This is a genomic window from Microbacterium hibisci, from assembly GCF_015278255.1.
In the GTDB taxonomy this organism is placed as follows: Bacteria; Actinomycetota; Actinomycetes; order Actinomycetales; family Microbacteriaceae; genus Microbacterium; species Microbacterium hibisci.
In genome coordinates, this window is sequence record NZ_JADIJC010000002.1 from 1 (window position 1) to 17,513 (window position 17,513).

A 17,513-nucleotide genomic window follows, 5' to 3' on the forward strand; every position below is an offset into this window, starting at 1 on the left:
GCGTGGAGGGCGAGGCGAACAGGTTGCCCATCGCCGCACCATGCGCCAGCCCCGGCCCCACCAGCCCGCCGAACGCGGGATAGTGACCCGAACCGCCGCCCACCACCACCGCAACCTGCCCGGCCGGCGAGGTGGTGCTGCGCACCACGCCGCCCGGCACCCGACGCACATACCGGCCATTCGCCGCCACGAACCCGTCGATCATCTCATCGGCGAAATCCGCCGGCTCATTCCACAACCGCGTCATCGCACGTCGCCCCGGGGGTCGGCCGCGGTGCGCAGGGCGTCCGCGTCCACGGCGGGTGCGGCATCCGTCACAGCATCCGTCTCATCCACGGTGACCGGGTTGATGCGGTTGCTGCGGGCGAGCAGCACCATGAGCACCGCAGAGACCAGCATGACGAGGCCCACGATGAACATCGGCACCTCGTAGCCGCCGGTCCAGTCGTGCACGAAGCCGGTGACGAACGGGGCCGAGAAGCCGGCCAGGTTGCCGATCGTGTTGATCAGCGCGACACCGGCCGCCGCGGCAGCGCCCGTGAGGAAGCGCGTCGGGAGGGTCCAGAAGTTCGGCAGGGCGGCGAAGATCGCGCACGCGGTGACGGTGATGACGGCGATGGTCGCGGCGGGCGAGCCCATGAACAGCGCGAGCGGGATGCTGATGGCACCGGCGATCGCGGGACCGGCGATGTGCCAGGTCTTGAGGCCGCGCTTGGAGGCGTCGCGTGACCAGAAGTACATGACGATGGCGGCCGGCAGGTACGGGATCGCGGTGATGAGGCCCTTCTGCAGCGTGTCGAAGGTCTGACCGGTCTGCGTCTGGAAGCCCTCGATGATCGTGGGCAGGAAGAACGCCAGCGCGTACAGGCCGTAGATGAAGCCGAAGTAGATGAACGAGAGCACCCACACGCGGCCGCTCTTGAAGGCGAAGCGGGCCGAGACGTGACCCTGCTCCTTCTTCTGCGTGGCCGCCTTCTCGCGGTCGAGGGCGTCGGTCAGCCAGACCTGCTCCTCACGCGTGAGCCACTTGGCGTCGGCCGGCTTGTCCTTGAGGTAGAACCAGGCGATGATGCCGACGATGATGGCCGGGATCGCGACGCCGAAGAACATGAAGCGCCAGCCCTCGAGGCCGAAGAACACCTCGTGCTGCTGGATGAGCCAGCCTGCGAGCGGGGCGCCGATGACCGTGGTGAGCGGCTGGGCCAGGTAGAAGAGCATCAGGATGCGCCCGCGGTACTGCGCGGGCACCCAGAGGCTGAGGAAGAGGATCGCTCCGGGGAAGAAGCCGGCCTCGGCGACGCCGAGGAGGAACCGCAGCACGACGAGCTGCTCGAAGTTCTGCACCCACGTGAACAGCAGCGCGACGATTCCCCAGCTGACCATGATGCGCGAGAGCCAGCGGCGGGCGCCGAACTTGTGCAGCGCCAGGTTCGAGGGCACCTCGAGCAGGATGTAGCCGATGAAGAAGACGCCCGACGCGAAGCCGAACTGGGCCGCGCTGAGGGCCAGGTCCTCGTTCATGCCGTTCGGGGCGGCGAACCCGATCGCGGTGCGGTCGAGGTAGTTGATGAAGAACATCAAGGCGACGAACGGCACGAGGCGGATCGACACCTTGCGGATCGCCGAGCGCGCGACCGACGGCGCTTCAGCGGTGTTCTGGTTCTGGTCCACAATGACTCCTGCTCATCGACGGTGATCGAGGTGGTTCACCCATTGTGGCAAACCGGTTGACCAATTGCAAGAACCGGTTGACCAATTCGTGGCGCACCCGCCTCGCCTGCCGTATGTTGTTGCCGTGCCCGCATTCCCTGACGACCGTTCCGCCGAGATCGCGGCAGCCCTCGGAGCGCTCCCGGCCGGCACGCCGGTCTCGGAGGTCGCGCGGCGACTGATGGACCTGTTCACCGGCGGCTCGCTCGCCGCCGGGACCCGGCTGCCACCCGAGCGGCAGCTCGCGGCGACTCTCGGCGTGGGGAGGTCGGCCGTCCGGGAGGCGCTCGCCGCCCTCGAGATCCTCGGCATCGTCGACGTGCGGGCAGGATCCGGCACCTACCTCCGCGGCACGGCGAGCGACCTGCTGCCCCAGACCCTGCGGTGGGGCCTGCTCATCGGCCAGAAGAACACGTCCGAGCTCCTCGAGCTGCGCTCCGGCCTCGAGATCTACGTCGCCCGTCTCGCCGCCACGCGAGCGGCTGCGGAGGAGGTCGAGGCGCTGGGCGCGGCGCTGGCGCGCATGCGCGACTCCGTCGGCGACCTCAAGCAGTTCGCACGCGCAGACGCCGACTTCCACAACGTGCTGGCGGCGGCCGCCGGGAACGACACGCTCGTCGACCTGCTGCACGTCACGCGATCGCTGCTGCAGGTCTACGCCGATCGCGCGGTCCACGACCGAGGTGCCGCGCTGCTGGCGATCACCGAGCATGAGGCGGTGTTCGACGCGGTCCAGCGCACGGACGAGGACTCGGCTGCGTCCGCGATGGCGGTTCACATGACGACGGCATCGGAGCGCCTCGCCTCGGAGCAGGAGTTCGCCTCGCGGTCCTGAGCGGCGTCCTCAGTCTGATCCCGCTGGGAACACCACGCCCTTCTTCAGGATGAAACAGCCCCAGGGCTGCTCTTCCAGCGTATGGACGACGGCGTACGTCCGCCGAGCGCGCTCGTAGAAGTCCAGCCGCGGGACCACCTCCCAGTCGAGTTCCCGGGGATGGTGCCGCTGAGCGACCGCGAGGACGGCATCCTGCTCCGTCGTCGTGACCGACGGGTCCTCATTCACCTCCATCCGCCCCAGTGGACGTTCGACGAATTCGTCGAGCGGAAACACGTCGAGGATCGCCTCGGCCGCGCGCACGACGCCGACGAGGCCGAGGCGGATGACGGGCCGCCCGGTGGACGCGGCCGGGAAGTTGCGGTCGACGAGCAGGAGTTCGTCACCGTGCCCCATGTCGTCGAGGATCTTCAGCAGGTCCCCGCTGAGCAGCGGGTCGATCCCTCTCAGCACACGCGGTCCTTTCGTCAGGCGGCCGCCGGATCGTCCGTGAACCGGCTTTCGACCGCTGCGGTCTGCCCGGATGCTACACGGCTGTGGGCGGTCGCCGCCGCCGCCGGAATGTGACGACCTCGATGGTTGTGTGAGCGTCCCGAGCAGGCTAGGGTCGTCCCGATTGGTCAACCGGTCGACCGACCGCGGCGCTTCCCGAAGAGGCGCCCGCACGCAGCAAAGGAGCTATCGATGCACGCTACGCCCGTCCGGCGCCGAGGGATCCGGCCATGGATGATCTGGCTGGCGGCCGGCGTCGCGGTCCTGATCGCCGCGAGCCTGACCACCAAGGTGGTCTCCATCGAGGAGGCCGACGCGGCAGCCAGTGGCGGCAGGTTCGACCCGGTGGAGTACGCCGACGAGCGGTTCGACGCCGAGATCGTCCCGCAGATCGAAGAGGAGGCTGTCGACCTCACCACGCTGCTGTCGGATCTCTCGGGCGGCGCCGACGAGGCGGAGTTCGGCAACGCGCCGGGCACCGGCAGCTCGTACAGCTTCCCGGTCGAGTTCACCGGAGTCGCCGGCGCCCCCAACGGCTCCGTCGTTCCGGTGACGGTCGAAGGCGTGCCGTCCGACGTGGTCGTGCAGGTGCAGATCGGGCCCGCGATCAACGGCACCGCGCTCCGCGACGTCACGGGCACCGTGTCGTTCAACGAGTTCACGAACCAGCTCGAGTTCCAGGAGGTCGCCACCGAGTTCAACACCCGCGTGCGCGACGGGGTGCTGAGCGAGGTCGACCCCGCGACGCTCGAGGGCAGCACCGTCAGCGTCGTCGGTGCCTTCACGAGGGTGAACCCGGCGCTCGTGTCCGTGGTTCCCGTGGCGTTCGAGGTGACCCCGTGACCACCGCTCCGGTCGTCGACTCCGTGGTGATGACCGCACGCGGCATCACGAAGGTCTACGGCGCGACGCGCGCGCTGAAAGGCGTCGACTTCGACATCCGTCGCGGCGCCGTGACCGTGCTCTTCGGCGAGAACGGGGCGGGCAAATCCACCCTGATGAAGATCCTGTCGGGCGTCGAGCAGCCCACGAGCGGCGTGCTGACCCTCGACGGCGAAGAGATCGAGTTGTCAGGGACGGTGGATGCCGCACGCCGGGGCATCGCGATCATCCACCAGGAACTCAGTCTGGCGCCGAACCTCAGCATCAAGGACAACATCTTCATGGGTCGCGAGCTGGTGCGGAACGGCATCGTCGTGGACGACCGTCGCGAGACCGAGAAGACGCGCGAGATCATGGCGCGACTGGCCGAGGAGCTGGATCCGCGCACGCTCGTCGAAGACCTGCGGCTCGGGCAGCAGCAGGTCGTCGAGATCGCCCGCGCGCTCGCCGGTGAGGCGCGCGTCCTCATCATGGACGAGCCGACCTCTGCCCTGAGCGGCGCCGAGGTCGAGGTGCTGTTCGCGCTGATCCGTGAGCTGACGGCCGCCGGGGTGGCGATCGTCTACATCTCGCACCACCTCGAGGAGGCGCTGGAGATCGCCGATCACGCGGTCGTCTTCCGCGACGGCGATCTCGTCGCCACGGGCGACCGTGCCGACATCGACCTGGAGTGGGTGGTCGGCAACATGGTCGGCAGGGCCGCGGACGACCTGGTGCCCGACCTGCTGGACGCGTTCGGCGACGTCGCGCTGCGGCTGAAGGACGTCACCGTCGCCGATCCGTCCAACCCGTCGCGGCTCGCCGTCGACGGGTTCGACCTCGACGTCCGCCAGGGCGAGATCGTCTGCCTCTACGGGCTGATGGGCGCGGGGCGCACCGAGCTGCTCGAGGCGCTGGCGGGGCGGGTGCCGATCCAGCGCGGCACCGTCGAGATCGAGGGCCGTCGCCTGACCAGGGAGACGGTGTCGGAGCGGATCGACCTCGGTCTCGCCCTGGTCCCCGAGGATCGCCAGCGCGACGGCCTCGTCCAGACCATGAGCGTGGGTGAGAACGCGTCGCTGGCGAGCCTGCTGTCGTACGTCCGGGGGCTGTGGATCAGCCGGAAGGCGGAGCAGGCGGCGGTCAATCGCGGGATCGGCGACGTGCGCGTCAAGACCTCGGGGCCGGCGGCGTCGATCACGTCGCTGTCGGGCGGCAACCAGCAGAAGGTCGTGATCGGCAAGGTGCTGATGACCGCGCCGCGCGTGATCCTCCTCGACGAGCCCTCCCGCGGGATCGACGTCGGCGCGAAGGCCGAGATCTTCGGCCTGATGGCGCGCGAGGCTCGTCGCGGGCTCGCCGTGCTCTTCGCGACCTCCGAGGTGAGCGAGGCGCTGACCGTGTCCAACCGCATCGTCGTGATGTCGAAGGGGCGGATCGTGCGCGTGCTCGATTCGGCCGGTGCGACACGAGACGACCTGATGTTCGCCTCCGGTGAGGCGACCGAAGAAGAACTGTCCGGGAGCGATCACTCATGAACACCACCACCACGCCGAGGCCGCAGCAGACGCCGCCCACCGGCGCTTCGTCGCGGAAGCCGTTCGGGCGCGATGTCGACTTCCTGTCGATCGTGCTCGAGGGACGCGCCTTCATCGCGCTCATCGTCCTCATCGTCATCTTCGCGCTGCTGTCGGACTCCTTCCTCACCTTCAGCAACCTCGTCACGATGACCAAGCACGTCGCCTACAACGCGATCCTCGCCATCGGCATGCTCTTCGTCATCCTGAGGGGCGGGATCGACCTTTCGGTGGGATCGACCGTGGGCCTCTCCGGCGTCGTCGCCGGCACCCTGCTGCAGGGGTGGCAGCTGACGCTGTTCGACATCGTCGTCTACCCGCAGGTGTGGTTCGTGGTCATCGCCGCGCTCGCCGTCGGAACGCTCGTCGGGTTCATCAACGGCTTCCTCGTCACGAAGTTCAACGTGCCGCCCTTCATCGCCACGCTCGGCATGCTCTACGTCGCGCGCGGTATCGCGCTGCTCATCTCGAACGGCACCACCTACCCGCGGCTCGGCGGCTCGGAGGAGCTGGGCAACGAGGGGTTCCTGGTGCTCGGCGGCAACCTCCTCGGAATTCCGACCGCCATCTGGATCATGGTCGTCTTCGCGCTCGTGGCGTCGTTCGTCCTCCGCAAGACGCCGTTCGGGCGGTGGGTGTACGCCTCCGGCGGGAACGAGCGGGCAGCCGCCCTCTCCGGCGTTCCGGTGCGCAAGGTGAACCTGCGCGTGTACATGATCAGCGGCTTCTGCGCCGCCACGACCGGACTCATCCTGTCGTCGCAGCTCACGAGCGCCGCGCCCCAGCTCGGCGAGACGTTCGAGCTGAACGCCATCGCGGCCGTCGTCATCGGCGGAGCGGCCCTGACCGGCGGCCGGGGCAACGTGCGCGGCGTGCTGATCGGCGCCTTCGTGATCGGCTTCCTCAGCGACGGGCTCGTGCTCGTCGGCGTCTCCACGTTCTGGCAGATCACGATCAAGGGCGCGGTCATCATCCTCGCCGTCGTGCTCGACCAGGCACAGCAGCGCATCAAGCGCTCCAAGAATGCGGCGCTCGCCGCGGCTGACAAGAACGCCCCGGGCGCGCCGACGCCACCCGCGGCGGTCGCGTCGTCCTGAAGACCTGCCCGCCGCTCGGGCGGGCATGCATCAAGAGAACACATCGAAAGGGAGAACCATGCGACGCAGGATCATCGCCGCTGCTGCAGCGACCCTCATTGCATTCGGCCTCGCCGGGTGCGCATCCGGCGGCAGCGACGAAGGGGGAGCGACCAATGACGCCGGGGGAGACGGCGGCGGGATCATCGCCATCATCACCCCCTCGCACGACAACCCCTTCTTCAAGGCGGAGGCCGACGCCGCGCAGGCCCAGGCCGAGTCGCTGGGCTACGAGACCTCCGTCGCCTCACACGACGACGACCCGAACAAGCAGAGCGAGCTCATCGACACCGCCATCAGCAACGGCGCCGCAGCGATCATCCTCGACAACGCCGGCGCCGACGCGTCGATCGGCCCGGTGCAGAAGGCGACCGACGCCGGCATCCCGGTGTTCCTCATCGACCGCGAGATCAACGAGACCGGCATCGCCAAGGCGCAGATCGTCGCCAACAACGCGCAGGGCGCGGCTGCGGTGGCCGAGGAGTGGGTCGCGGCGCTGCCGAACGGCGGCAAGTACATCGAGCTGACGGGCAAGGAGTCCGACACCAACGCCGGCGTGCGCTCGGAGGCGTTCGCCAGCGTCATCTCGCAGTACCCGAACCTCGTGTCGGTGGCGAAGGAGACCGCGAACTGGAGCCAGGACGAGGCGTTCACGAAGATCGAGACGCTGCTGCAGCGCGATCCCGACATCCAGGGCATCATCGCGGGCAACGACACCATGGCGCTGGGCGCGGTTGCGGCGGTCGAGGCGGCCGGGCTCACCGGCAAGGTCGTCATCGCCGGCTTCGACGGCAGCCCGGATGCGGTTCAGGCCATCAAGGACGGCAAGCTCCTCGCGACCGGCCTCCAGCCCGCTGTGCTGATCTCGGAGCTCGCCGTCCAGCAGGCGGACACGTTCATCAATGACGGCGAGACCGGCGAGGACGAGAAGCAGTCGATCGACTGCGTCGTCATCAACGCGGCGAACGCCGACAGCTACACCCTGTTCGCCCTGGGGGACTGACGCCACAGCGCGTCACGCGAAGGTCCGTGACGGATGCGACCGCATCCGTCACGGACCTTCCGTGTCGGCGAAGCGGTCGCAGCCGTCTACGACCCGGCGGCGACGTACTCGTCGAGGGGACGCAGCTGCGGCTGCGAGGCCGGGTCCTCCACGGCGGCCGCGCCGACTTCGCACGCGCGCGCGAGCGCGGCGCGCGGGTCTTCGCCGCGGATGAGGCCGATCGTGAGCGCAGCGCAGAAGGCGTCGCCCGCGCCCACCGTGTTGACCACCTCGGCTCGGCGGGCCGCGCATCTCGCGACGACCTCGCCGTTGCGCAGCAGCATCGCCCCATCGGCGCCCAGGGTGACGGCGACGCTGCGGGCGGTGCGCAGCTCGGGAAGCAGCTCGTACTCGTGCTCGTTGACGATGAACAGGTCGACTCGCTCGAGCAGGGCGGCGCTGAACGGCCGGGCCGGTGCCGCGTTGAGCGCGACGAACCCCGAGGTGGCCGAGATCGCCCGCTCGATCACGCCGTCGGCGATCTCGAGCTGGGCGAGCACCGCAGAGTCGTCGGGCACCGCGACGCGCTCGGGATCGATCCTCGAGTTGGCCTCCGCGCACACGACGATGGAGTTCTCGCCGTCGCCGTCCACCACGATGAGGGCCATGCCGGACTCTCCGTCGACGATCTGAACGTCGGACGTGTCGACGCCCGCCGTCGCCAGGCTGTCGAGCAGATAGGCGCCCATGTCGTCCGAGCCGACGGCACCGACCATCCGCACCGTCGCTCCCAGCCTCGCCGCCGCGACGGCCTGGTTCGCACCCTTGCCGCCGGGCTGCCGCGCGAGGACGCCGTCGCCGACCGTCTCACCGCGTCCCGGCGCGCGCTCGACGCGAGCGACCAGGTCGACGTTGATCGATCCGACCACAGTGAGCTCGGCTCGGGGTGCAGACATCGGGGTCCTCGCTGTCTTCGAGATCGGTGGACGGCTCTGGTCCGGCGCGGAATACATCCTGCCAGGCTGTCGCGCTCCGCCGCCGGTGCGCGAGGCACCGCCGTGCCTCAGGCCCGGGCCGGCGGCCGGGCCTCACCGCCGCACCGCGTAGGTTGGAGGCGTGGCACGCAACTGGGCTGGAACCTACGAGTACACCGCTCCCCGCATCATCGACGCGACGTCGGTCGACGACGTCCGGCGGGTGCTCGCGCAGCCGGGGCGCGTGCGGGCGCTGGGCACACGCCACTCGTTCACCGACCTCCCCGACACGACGGGAACCCTCGTCGACGTGACAGGGTTCGCGGCCGACTTCGAACTCGACGAGGCCGCGCGGACCGTCACCGTGCCCGCCGGCATCCGATACGGGGTGCTCGCCGTCTGGCTCGACGACCGCGGCTGGGCGCTGCGCAACATGGGCTCGCTGCCTCACATCAACGTCGGCGGCGCGACGGCCACGGCCACGCACGGATCGGGCGACCGCAATCCGGTGCTCTCGGCATCCGTCCGCGCCCTGCGCTACGTCGGGGCAGACGCCGACGTGCACGAGGTGCGCCGCGGCGACGCCGACTTCGACGCGCTCGTGGTGGGGCTCGGCGCCTACGGCATCGTCGTCGCGCTCACCCTCGACATCGAGCCGGCCTTCCGCGTGCGGCAGGACATCTACACCGGCGTCACATGGGATGCCGCACTCGCGCGCTACGACGAGCTCACGTCGGCCGCCTACAGCGTGTCGGTGTTCTCACGCTGGGAGGAGCCGTCGGTGGGCTACGTATGGGTCAAGACGCGGCTCGACGCCGACGACGACGTCGTGCCCGACACGATCCTCGACGGCGTGCGCGCGCTCACGGGCGACTCGCCCCTCGGAGCCGAAGACAACGTCACCGAGCTCGCCGGAGTGCCGGGACCCTGGATGCTGCGCCTGCCGCACTTCCGGCTCGACGCGCAGCCGTCGTTCGGCGACGAGATCCAGAGCGAGTACTTCGTCGACCGCGCTGTCGCGCCGGCCGCCCTGGACGCGGTGCGGGCGCTGGGTGACGGCATCCGTCCCCACCTCATCTGGACCGAGCTGCGCACCGCCGCCGCCGACGAGTTGTGGTTGAGCCCCGCGTACCGGCGCGACGTCGTGATCATCCACTTCACCTGGTACAACCATCCCGACGACGTCGCGGCCGCCGTCGCGCGCATCGAGGCGGCGCTCGAGCCGTTCGGTGCGCGGCCGCACTGGGGCAAGCTGCACGGCTTCGACCGGGCCGGGATGGAGCGCGTGCACCCGCGACTGGCCGATGCCCGCGCGGTGTTCGAGCGCCTCGACCCCGAGGGTCGCTTCACGAACGCCCACCTCGAGCGGGTGGGCGTCCGCGAAGCCCGCTGACCCGGCGCCCGAAGGGAGCCGAGGAGCGGGTGGGCGTCCGCGAAGCCCGCTGACCCGGCGCCTGGTAGAGCAGCAGGGAGCGAGCGCGGCTCAGGGTCGCGTGAACGGGGGTTCGCTCGCGCGGCAGCGGGTCAGCTCGCGCGGGCGCGGGTTCGGATCTCGTCGTCGTCGCCGGGGATCACCCGGATCGGCGTCGTGCCGGCGACCTCGTCGCTGAACTCCTCGGGCGCGACGATGGTGAGCGGTCGCGTCTCGTCGAGCGTCAGGCGGAAGCGCTTGCGCTCGTGGCGGTGCAGGCGGCCCGACACGAGCAGCCACGTGGCGCCGATCGCGAAGGCGACGAAGGCTGCGACGGCGCCGACCAGGATCGCTGCGCGCGGACCCCACTCGGAGGCGACCCAGCCGACGATGGGGGCGCCGATCGGCGTGCCGCCCATGAGGATCGCCATGTACAGCGCGAGCACGCGACCGCGCAGCACCGGGTCGGTCGTGGTCTGCACGTAGCCGTTGGCGGTCGTCATCATCGTGACGACGGCGAAACCGGTGAACATGAGCGTCACGGCATACAGCCAGTAGGTCGGCATGAACGCCGATACCAGGGCGGCGACGCCGAACATCGCGGTGCCCACGATGAGCACGCGCAGACGCGCGCGGTCGCGGCGGGCGGCCAGGAGCGCGCCCGCGACCGAGCCGATCGCGAGGATCGAGCTGAGCAGGCCGAAGCCGTCAGCCTCCTTGCCGAACTCGACGGCCATCGTCGACGCGAGGATGGGGAAGTTCATGCCGAACGCGCCGATGAGGAACACCATCGCGCACGTCACGATCAAGTCGGGGCGACCGGCGACGTAGCGGAAGCCGTCGGCGAGGCGGGACGACTGCGGCGCCTTGACGCGCGGGATGAGCTCGTGCGTGCGGATGAGGAGCAGTGCGGCCAGCATCGCGAGGAAGGTCACGCCGTTCGCGACGAAGACCCAGCCGGTGCCGATCGCGACGATCACGACGCCGGCGACGGCCGGTCCGATCATGCGGGCGCCGTTGAACGACGCCGCGTTGAGCGCGACGGCGTTCGACGCGTTCTCGCGGGCGACCAGGTCGGACACGAACGCCTGCCGGGCCGGGTTGTCGAACGCCGCGACGACGCCGAGGGCGAGGGCGAAGGCGTACATGATCCACAGCGTCATCACGCCGGCGAAGATCAGCACGCCGATCGCGACCCCGAGGACGAGGAGCAGGCTCTGGGTGAGCAGCAGCAGCCTGCGGCGATCGAACCGGTCGGCGACCAGACCGGTGACGCCCACCAGGAGCAGCGGCGGGGCGAACTGCAGCGCCATCGTCACGCCCATCGCGGCGGCGTCGTTGTCGGTGAGCTCGGTGAGCACCACCCAGCTGATCGCCGTGGCCTGCATCCAGGCGCCGACGTTCGACACCAGGGCGCCGATGAACCACACCCGGTAGTTGAACGCGGAGAAGGACCGGAACATCGCGCTCATCGCGCCACCATCCGCTCCATGATCTCGGCGGCGGCGGCGAGGGTCTCGCGCTCGGCCGGCGTGAGCTCGGCGAGGGACGCCTCGACCCACGCGTCGCGGCGGCGGGCGGTCTCTTCGACGACCGCCACACCTTCGGCGGTCAGCGAGATCACGACTTTGCGGCCGTCGCTCTCGTCGGCGCCGCGCACGATGTAGCCGGAGTCCTGCAGGCAGTTGACGGTGCGGTTCATCGACGGGGCAGAGACGCGCTCCCGCTCGGCGAGGTCGCCGAGCGTGTGAGGGCCGTGCACCTTGAGGGCTGCGAGAACCCCGAACTGCCCGTCGCTCATCGAGTCGACGGCGCGCTGCGTCCGCATGCGTCGCGCGAGGCGGAACGTCGCGATCCTCAGCTGCGAGGCGGCGGGGGAGAGGTCTGCGTGAGTGCCGGCATCGGGGCCGGTGTGTGTCGTCGAAGTCTCGTTGCTGCTCATCCGATTCGTTAGCCTAGCTCATTAGTCTTGCTAAAGAAAATCGCGGATGCCCCGCCCGATGGTCGGGCGCCGGGCACCAGGGTCCTGCGCCCCTAGACTTCTGCGCATGCCCGAGTTCATCGATGCGCACGGCATCACGATCTTCTTCGACGTCCACCCGGCGAAGACCGAACCCCGGGCGGTCGTGCAGCTGCTGCACGGCGTCGGCGAGCACGCGGGACGGTACGCGGTGCTCATCGAGGCCCTCACTGCGGACGGCTACACCGTGTGGGCTGCGGACCATCGCGGTCACGGCCGCACCGGCATGGCTCAGCACAAGGGGAACGCGGCCCTGCTCGGCCACCTCGGACCCGGCGGGCTGCGCGCCGCGCTGGCGACGATGTGGCAGTTCACGCAGCAGATCCGCTCCGAGCACCCTGGGCTGCCGCTGGTGCTGCTGGGGCACTCGGGCGGCTCGGTACTCGCCCAGATGCTCGTGAACGATCACCCCGATGCCTACGACGGGCTGATCCTCACAGGTTCGGCGCTGCGCATGCCCGGGTCGATCCACACCAGCGGCCTGAACAAGCCGTGGGCCGGTCCCGACGCGATCGGAACGGAGTGGCTCTCCAGCGACCTCGAGGTGGGACGCGCTTTCCTCGACGACCCGCTCACGACGAGCGAGGACCCGATCAAGCTGATCGGCGTGCTGGACTCGCTCCGGATGTACGGACTGCCCCGCCGCAATCCAGGCCGCGACATCCCGACCCTTCTGATGGTGGGGCGCGAAGACACCGTCGGAGGTCCGCGCAGCGTCCACCGTCTCGCCGACGCGTACCGCACGCGCTCGGGATTCACCGACGTGACGACGCTGGTCTATCCGGGCGCGCGGCACGAGATCTTCAACGAGGTGATGCAGAAGGACGTGCGCGGCGACCTCCGCGCGTGGCTGGATCGCCGCTTCCCCGCCCGCGACTGACGAGGGCGAGCGGATGCCGCCCCCGGCCGCCGCTCGATCGACACCGCATCTGCGACTGATCGTTGACGGCCGGGCGCCGATGCGCCATCCTGGCCGCAGTGATCACCGTGAGAGCGCTCCCACGCCCGGGTGAGGCCGCGCCGATCGGCGTGACTCCCGCGAACGCCCACACGGTGCCGCTCCCCGGACGATGACGCCCGGCGGTCGACGAAGACCCAGGAGAAGCGATGATCCACCCTCCCACCCGACCCTCCGCGCAGCCGCCCGGACGCCGCGCCCTGGCGCTGGGTGCCGCGGCCGCCCTCGCCGCGGGCCTCGCGCTGCCGCTCGGCGCGTCGGCCGCAGCCGCCGCCGAGCCCGAGCCCGCAGCGGGGCTCGCCGGCTCCGCGCTGTACGTCGACCCGTGGAGCACGACACTCGAGGCGGCGCAGTCGCTGAGCGGACAGGCGCGCGACGACGCGCAGCTGCTGGGCTCGATCGCGTCTGCGACGTGGTTCACCTCCGGAACGCCGGCGGAGGTGCAGGCCGAGGTCGACGCGGTGGTGACGGCGGCTGCCGCGCAGGGCGCGATGCCGGTGCTCGTGGCGTACAACGTGCCGTTCCGCGACTGCGCCCAGTACTCCTCGGGCGGTGCGCTCGACACCGCCGCGTACCAGGCGTGGATAGACGGGTTCGCGGCCGGTATCGGCGATCGTCCCGCCACGGTCATCCTCGAGCCCGACGGCCTCGGCATCATCCCGCACTACGTCACGCTCGACGGCGTCGCCGAGTGGTGCCAGCCGGCCGAGGTTCCCGCCGACACGGCGGCTGCGGAGCGCTTCGCCCAGCTCAACCACGCCGTGGATGCGCTCGGCGCACTGCCCGCGGCATCCGTCTATCTCGATGGCACGGGAGCGAGCTGGCTCAACGTCGGCGAGATCTCGGACCGCCTCCTCAAGGGCGGCGTGGAACGCGCGGACGGCTTCTTCCTCAACGCGTCGAACTACCAGTTCACGGCGAACTCCACGTACTTCGGCACGTGGGTGGCGCAGTGCATCGCTTACGTGACCGAGGTCAATCCCGGCGACTTCGGCTCGTGCGGCAATCAGTACTGGAACGGCGGCCCGGCGACCGGGTGGACGGGCGTCGCGATGTCGCAGTACGGCGAGTGGAGCGCGGATGCCGCGGACCCCGCGCTCAACACCAGCGGCGTGGAGTCGCGGTACGCGCTGATCCTCGGCGACGTGGAGCCCTCGACGCACTTCGTGATCGACACGAGCCGCAACGGCCTCGGGCCGTGGAACCACGAGGGCAAGTACGGCGACACGCACGAGGACTGGTGCAACCCGCCCGACCGCGGCCTGGGGCTGCGGCCCGACACCACGACGGACGTGCCGCTCGTGGACGCGTACCTCTGGATCAAGGTGCCGGGGGAGTCGGACGGCAAGTGCTACCGCGGCACGGGAGGTCCGCTCGATCCCGAGCGGGGCATGGAGGACCCCGCCGCCGGGCAGTGGTTCGTCGAGCAGGCCCGCGAGCTCATCGCCCTCGCCGATCCGCCGCTCGCACCGCTCGACTGCCACGTCGACTGGGCGCTCGAGGCCGGGTCCGGCGAGTACTCGGCGACCATCCGCCTCTCCGGCGCGGTGGCCGACCGGTACTCGCTCGCCTTCGCGGTGCGCGACGGGCAGACGGTGGTCAAGGCGACGCGGGCGGCCGTGGTGCAGGACGACGTCACCGTCACGGTCACCGGCGCGACCAAGAAGACCGGCAACGCGCCCGACACGGTGATCCACGCGAAGGGCGCGGCCGACACGCCCTGGCAGTTCCTGCTCGACGGACGCGCCTGCACCTCGTGAGCGAGCGCGCCTCGGCCTGAAGACGAGGCGGCGACGACGGATGCCTCGCCCCGTCGTCGCCGCCTCATACCAGTCCGCGCGGGCCCGCGTCCAGCCCTCGGCCATTCCGGCGGCGGAATCCGGCGCGTCGCTAGGCTGACGCGCGCCGCGGCACCCGCCCGGCATCTCCTCGCGAAAGGTTCCCCCCGCCTTGATCACTCTCAGCTGGCTCCTGCTCATCGCCCTCCTCGGAGGCGTGCTCGCGATCGTCGACGGCATCCTGCGCGTCCGCGGCCGCGGCAACACCGTCATCGGGATCATCGAGATCGTCGTCGCCGCGCTGTTCGTGCTGTCGCTGTTCCTCCCCGGCATCCCCTTCGGATCGCTCGTCCTCGCGATCGCGACGCTCATCGTGATCGTCATCGGCATCGTGTTCCGCGGCCGACAGGGCGTGGGCGTCGCGATCGCAGCGCTCGCCGTCATCGCGCTGTGGATCGTGCTGGTCAACCGCTGGCTCGTCATCCCCGGCATCAACTGAGCACCGCATCGGGCGCCGCCTTCGGGCGCCGCCCGATGCTGTGCACAGAATCGGAAGTTCTGGCCGACACGCCGGTTCGCGGCATCCGTCACCGTCGTGTCGTCGGAAAGTTCCGACGTTGTGCCGGGCAGCGAGCCGGGCGCCGCCCTCCTGCGGCGCCCGGCTTCGCCCGCACCCGCCCAATAGGCTGAATGCATGCACGGCGAATACAAGGTGCCCGGTGGCAAGCTCGTGGTCGTCGACCTCGAGGAGCGCGACGGCCGCATCGCGGAGTTCCACCTCGCGGGCGACTTCTTCCTCGAGCCCGACGACGCCCTCGCCGACATCGACGCCGCCGTCAACGGACTGCCCATCGAGTCGGATGCCGCGGCGATCGCGGCGGCCGTGCGCTCGGCGCTGCCCGAGGGTGCGCAGCTGCTGGGCTTCACGCCCGAGGCGGTCGGCACCGCCGTGCGACGCGCGCTGGTGACCGCTCCGGGGTGGCGCGACTTCGACTGGGAGATCGTGCACGAGCGGCCGGTGTCGCCCCGCATGAACCTCGCCCTGGACGAAGTGCTCACCGGCCGCGTGGGCGACGGTCGCCGCCGGCCCACGCTGCGCATCTGGGAGTGGGACGAGAACGCCGTCGTGATCGGGTCCTTCCAGTCGCTGCGCAACGAGGTCGATCCCGACGGGGCCGCCGCACACGGGTACGACGTGGTCCGCCGCATCTCGGGCGGCGGCGCCATGCTCATGGGCGCGAACTCGATCGTGACGTATTCGCTCTACGTGCCGGCATCCCTCGTCGCCGGACTCACGTTCGCCGACTCGTATGCGTTCCTCGACGACTGGGTGCTGCAGGCGCTGCGCGCCCTCGGCATCGAGGCCACCTACCAGCCGCTCAACGACATCGCCTCGCCCCAGGGCAAGATCGGCGGCGCGGCGCAGAAGCGCCTGGCCAACGGGGGCGTGCTGCACCACGCGACGCTCAGCTACGACATGGACGGCGAGGTCATGACCGAGGTGCTGCGCATCGGTCGCGAAAAGCTCAGCGACAAGGGCACGACATCGGCCGCCAAGCGCGTCGACCCGCTGCGACGCCAGACCGGGCTGCCGCGCGAGGCCATCATCGCGAAGTTCGAAGAGACCTTCGCGAACCTCTACGGCGCGGTCCCCGGGCACATCACCGATGACGAGTACGCCGAGGCGGAGGCGCTCGTCGATTCCAAGTTCGCCACCGACGCATGGCTGCGTCGCGTTCCGTGACGATCCAGCCGCTCCCTGAGCCCGTCGAAGGGGCCGTGACCCTCGGCTCGGTCGAGATCCACCACGGCGACAACCTCGAGGTCGTCCGCGCGCTGCCCGACGCGTCTTTCACGCTGATCTATCTCGATCCGCCGTTCAATACCGGCCGCCCGCAGGAGCGTTCGATCGAGACGGCGCGGTGGGCGTTCGCAACTCCGGATCCCCGCGAGCCGGAGTCCGAGGCCGCCGCAGGATCACGCGGCCGGGCCGGCGCCGCCGATGCGTCGATCCGGAGTTCCGAACGGACCGGGGCGGTGCGGCGGGGGTTCCACGGCCGCGAGTACGAGCGGATCCGAGGTGACCTGCGCGCCTACGACGACCGGTTCGACGACTACTGGGGCTTCCTCGAGCCGCGTCTGCTCGAGGCGTGGCGGCTCCTCGCCGACGACGGCACGCTGTACCTGCATCTCGACTACCGCGAGGCGCACTACGCCAAGGTGCTGATGGACGCGCTCGTCGGGCGCGAGCGGTTCCTCAACGAGCTGATCTGGGCCTATGACTACGGCGCCAAGACCCGCAAGCGCTGGCCCACCAAGCACGACACGATCCTCGTGTACGTCAAGGACCCGAAGGCGTACTGGTTCGACTCGGATGCGGTCGACCGCGAGCCCTACATGGCGCCCGGGCTCGTCACGCCCGAGAAGGCGGAGCGCGGCAAGCTCCCCACCGACGTCTGGTGGCACACCATCGTGCCGACGACCGGCCGTGAGAAGACCGGGTACCCGACCCAGAAACCCGAGGGCATCCTGCGTCGCATCGTGCAGGCCTCGTCGCGGCCCGGCGACCGGGTGCTCGACTTCTTCGCCGGCAGCGGCACGACCGGCGCGGTCGCCTCGGCGCTCGGACGCGACGCCGTTCTCGTGGACCACAATCCCGCCGCGATCGCCGTGATGCGCGAGCGGATGCCGCACGCCCGCGTCTCCCCGCCGCGCTGAGTCGCCTGGCGTGAAAGTGCGGGTGTCTGCGCCGCGGCGGGGTGACGGCCAATCCGAGGCT

17 protein-coding genes are annotated in these 17,513 nt (G+C 70.2%); 11 read left to right on the plus strand and 6 right to left on the minus strand.

Going from position 1 to position 17,513, the window contains the following annotated elements; genetic code table 11:
• On the minus strand, positions 1–247 hold a 247-nt coding region (locus tag IM770_RS04215; RefSeq protein ID WP_203579897.1), incomplete at its 3' end, for a dihydroxyacetone kinase subunit DhaK.
• Entirely contained in the window at positions 244–1,671 is a 1,428-nt protein-coding gene (locus IM770_RS04220; protein ID WP_203579898.1) for an MFS transporter, read from the minus strand. The genes IM770_RS04215 and IM770_RS04220, both read right to left, overlap by 4 nt.
• Before the next feature lie 124 nt (positions 1,672–1,795).
• Between IM770_RS04220 and IM770_RS04225 the strand changes: the two genes are divergently transcribed.
• Positions 1,796–2,545 carry a FadR/GntR family transcriptional regulator gene (locus tag IM770_RS04225; RefSeq protein WP_203579899.1) on the plus strand — a complete coding sequence of 250 codons (750 nt, stop codon included), beginning with the start codon at positions 1,796–1,798 and terminating at the stop codon, positions 2,543–2,545.
• Positions 2,546–2,554: 9 nt separating this feature from the next.
• Here IM770_RS04225 and IM770_RS18015 read toward each other — a convergent pair whose 3' ends face one another.
• Positions 2,555–3,211, minus strand: coding sequence for an RbsD/FucU family protein (locus IM770_RS18015; RefSeq protein WP_307785372.1), 657 nt, complete (start codon positions 3,209–3,211; stop codon positions 2,555–2,557).
• An 18-nt stretch (positions 3,212–3,229) separates the two neighbouring features.
• On the opposite strand from IM770_RS18015, the gene IM770_RS04235 reads away from it, so the two are divergent.
• Genes IM770_RS04235 through IM770_RS04250 form a run of 4 tightly spaced genes read left to right on the plus strand, consistent with a single transcriptional unit; the run spans position 3,230 to position 7,614 of the window.
• Positions 3,230–3,880: a DUF2291 family protein gene (locus tag IM770_RS04235; protein ID WP_203579901.1), complete on the plus strand. Its 651-nt coding sequence runs from the start codon at positions 3,230–3,232 to the stop codon at positions 3,878–3,880.
• Entirely contained in the window at positions 3,877–5,436 is a 1,560-nt protein-coding gene (locus IM770_RS04240; protein ID WP_307785373.1) for a sugar ABC transporter ATP-binding protein, read from the plus strand. Before IM770_RS04235 ends, IM770_RS04240 begins: the two co-directional genes overlap by 4 nt.
• Positions 5,433–6,572, plus strand: a complete 1,140-nt coding sequence (locus IM770_RS04245) for an ABC transporter permease (protein WP_203579902.1) — start codon at positions 5,433–5,435, stop codon at positions 6,570–6,572. Before IM770_RS04240 ends, IM770_RS04245 begins: the two co-directional genes overlap by 4 nt.
• Positions 6,573–6,630: 58 nt before the next feature.
• Positions 6,631–7,614 (plus strand): D-ribose ABC transporter substrate-binding protein, encoded by a 984-nt coding sequence (locus tag IM770_RS04250; protein ID WP_203579903.1) that lies wholly within the window; start codon positions 6,631–6,633, stop codon positions 7,612–7,614.
• Positions 7,615–7,700: 86 nt separating this feature from the next.
• On the opposite strand, the gene IM770_RS04255 is transcribed toward IM770_RS04250, so the two are convergent.
• A complete protein-coding gene (locus tag IM770_RS04255) occupies positions 7,701–8,549 on the minus strand; it encodes a ribokinase (protein ID WP_203579904.1) in 849 nt (282 codons plus the stop codon).
• Positions 8,550–8,709: 160 nt separating this feature from the next.
• Here IM770_RS04255 and IM770_RS18135 point away from each other — a divergent pair, with 160 nt between their 5' ends.
• Positions 8,710–9,960, plus strand: a complete 1,251-nt coding sequence (locus IM770_RS18135) for a D-arabinono-1,4-lactone oxidase (RefSeq protein ID WP_203579905.1) — start codon at positions 8,710–8,712, stop codon at positions 9,958–9,960.
• 131 nt (positions 9,961–10,091) lie between these two features.
• Here IM770_RS18135 and IM770_RS04265 read toward each other — a convergent pair whose 3' ends face one another.
• Complete coding sequence (locus IM770_RS04265; RefSeq protein ID WP_239065783.1) at positions 10,092–11,450, minus strand: MFS transporter; 1,359 nt, start codon at positions 11,448–11,450, stop codon at positions 10,092–10,094.
• Entirely contained in the window at positions 11,447–11,920 is a 474-nt protein-coding gene (locus IM770_RS04270) for a MarR family winged helix-turn-helix transcriptional regulator (RefSeq protein ID WP_203579906.1), read from the minus strand. The genes IM770_RS04265 and IM770_RS04270 overlap by 4 nt, the downstream gene beginning before the upstream one ends.
• A gap of 106 nt (positions 11,921–12,026) precedes the next feature.
• Here IM770_RS04270 and IM770_RS04275 point away from each other — a divergent pair, with 106 nt between their 5' ends.
• The 5 genes from IM770_RS04275 to IM770_RS04295 all read left to right on the plus strand — a co-directional run bounded on the left by IM770_RS04275 (position 12,027) and on the right by IM770_RS04295 (position 17,452).
• Positions 12,027–12,878, plus strand: coding sequence for an alpha/beta fold hydrolase (locus tag IM770_RS04275; RefSeq protein ID WP_203579907.1), 852 nt, complete (start codon positions 12,027–12,029; stop codon positions 12,876–12,878).
• A 227-nt stretch (positions 12,879–13,105) separates the two neighbouring features.
• Positions 13,106–14,716 carry a glycoside hydrolase family 6 protein gene (locus IM770_RS04280; protein ID WP_203579908.1) on the plus strand — a complete coding sequence of 537 codons (1,611 nt, stop codon included), beginning with the start codon at positions 13,106–13,108 and terminating at the stop codon, positions 14,714–14,716.
• A gap of 190 nt (positions 14,717–14,906) precedes the next feature.
• Positions 14,907–15,233 carry a hypothetical protein gene (locus IM770_RS04285; RefSeq protein ID WP_203579909.1) on the plus strand — a complete coding sequence of 109 codons (327 nt, stop codon included), beginning with the start codon at positions 14,907–14,909 and terminating at the stop codon, positions 15,231–15,233.
• A gap of 195 nt (positions 15,234–15,428) precedes the next feature.
• On the plus strand, positions 15,429–16,478 hold the full coding sequence (gene lplAB / locus IM770_RS04290) for a lipoate-protein ligase LplAB (protein ID WP_203579910.1): 1,050 nt from the start codon (positions 15,429–15,431) through the stop codon (positions 16,476–16,478).
• Entirely contained in the window at positions 16,457–17,452 is a 996-nt protein-coding gene (locus IM770_RS04295; protein ID WP_239065784.1) for a DNA-methyltransferase, read from the plus strand. Before lplAB ends, IM770_RS04295 begins: the two co-directional genes overlap by 22 nt.
• Positions 17,453–17,513 lie beyond the last annotated feature (61 nt).

Excerpts from the sequence above, each read along its gene's own strand:
- IM770_RS04235 (WP_203579901.1), top strand. The coding sequence starts at position 3,230 with ATGCACGCTACGCCCGTCCGGCGCCGAGGGATCCGGCCATGGATGATC.
- IM770_RS04245 (WP_203579902.1), top strand. The coding sequence starts at position 5,433 with ATGAACACCACCACCACGCCGAGGCCGCAGCAGACGCCGCCCACCGGC.
- IM770_RS04250 (WP_203579903.1), top strand. The coding sequence starts at position 6,631 with ATGCGACGCAGGATCATCGCCGCTGCTGCAGCGACCCTCATTGCATTC.
- IM770_RS04255 (WP_203579904.1), bottom strand. The coding sequence starts at position 8,549 with ATGTCTGCACCCCGAGCCGAGCTCACTGTGGTCGGATCGATCAACGTC.
- IM770_RS04265 (WP_239065783.1), bottom strand. The coding sequence starts at position 11,450 with ATGAGCGCGATGTTCCGGTCCTTCTCCGCGTTCAACTACCGGGTGTGG.
- IM770_RS04270 (WP_203579906.1), bottom strand. The coding sequence starts at position 11,920 with ATGAGCAGCAACGAGACTTCGACGACACACACCGGCCCCGATGCCGGC.
- IM770_RS04275 (WP_203579907.1), top strand. The coding sequence starts at position 12,027 with ATGCCCGAGTTCATCGATGCGCACGGCATCACGATCTTCTTCGACGTC.
- IM770_RS04280 (WP_203579908.1), top strand. The coding sequence starts at position 13,106 with ATGATCCACCCTCCCACCCGACCCTCCGCGCAGCCGCCCGGACGCCGC.
- lplAB (WP_203579910.1), top strand. The coding sequence starts at position 15,429 with ATGCACGGCGAATACAAGGTGCCCGGTGGCAAGCTCGTGGTCGTCGAC.
- IM770_RS04295 (WP_239065784.1), top strand. The coding sequence starts at position 16,457 with ATGGCTGCGTCGCGTTCCGTGACGATCCAGCCGCTCCCTGAGCCCGTC.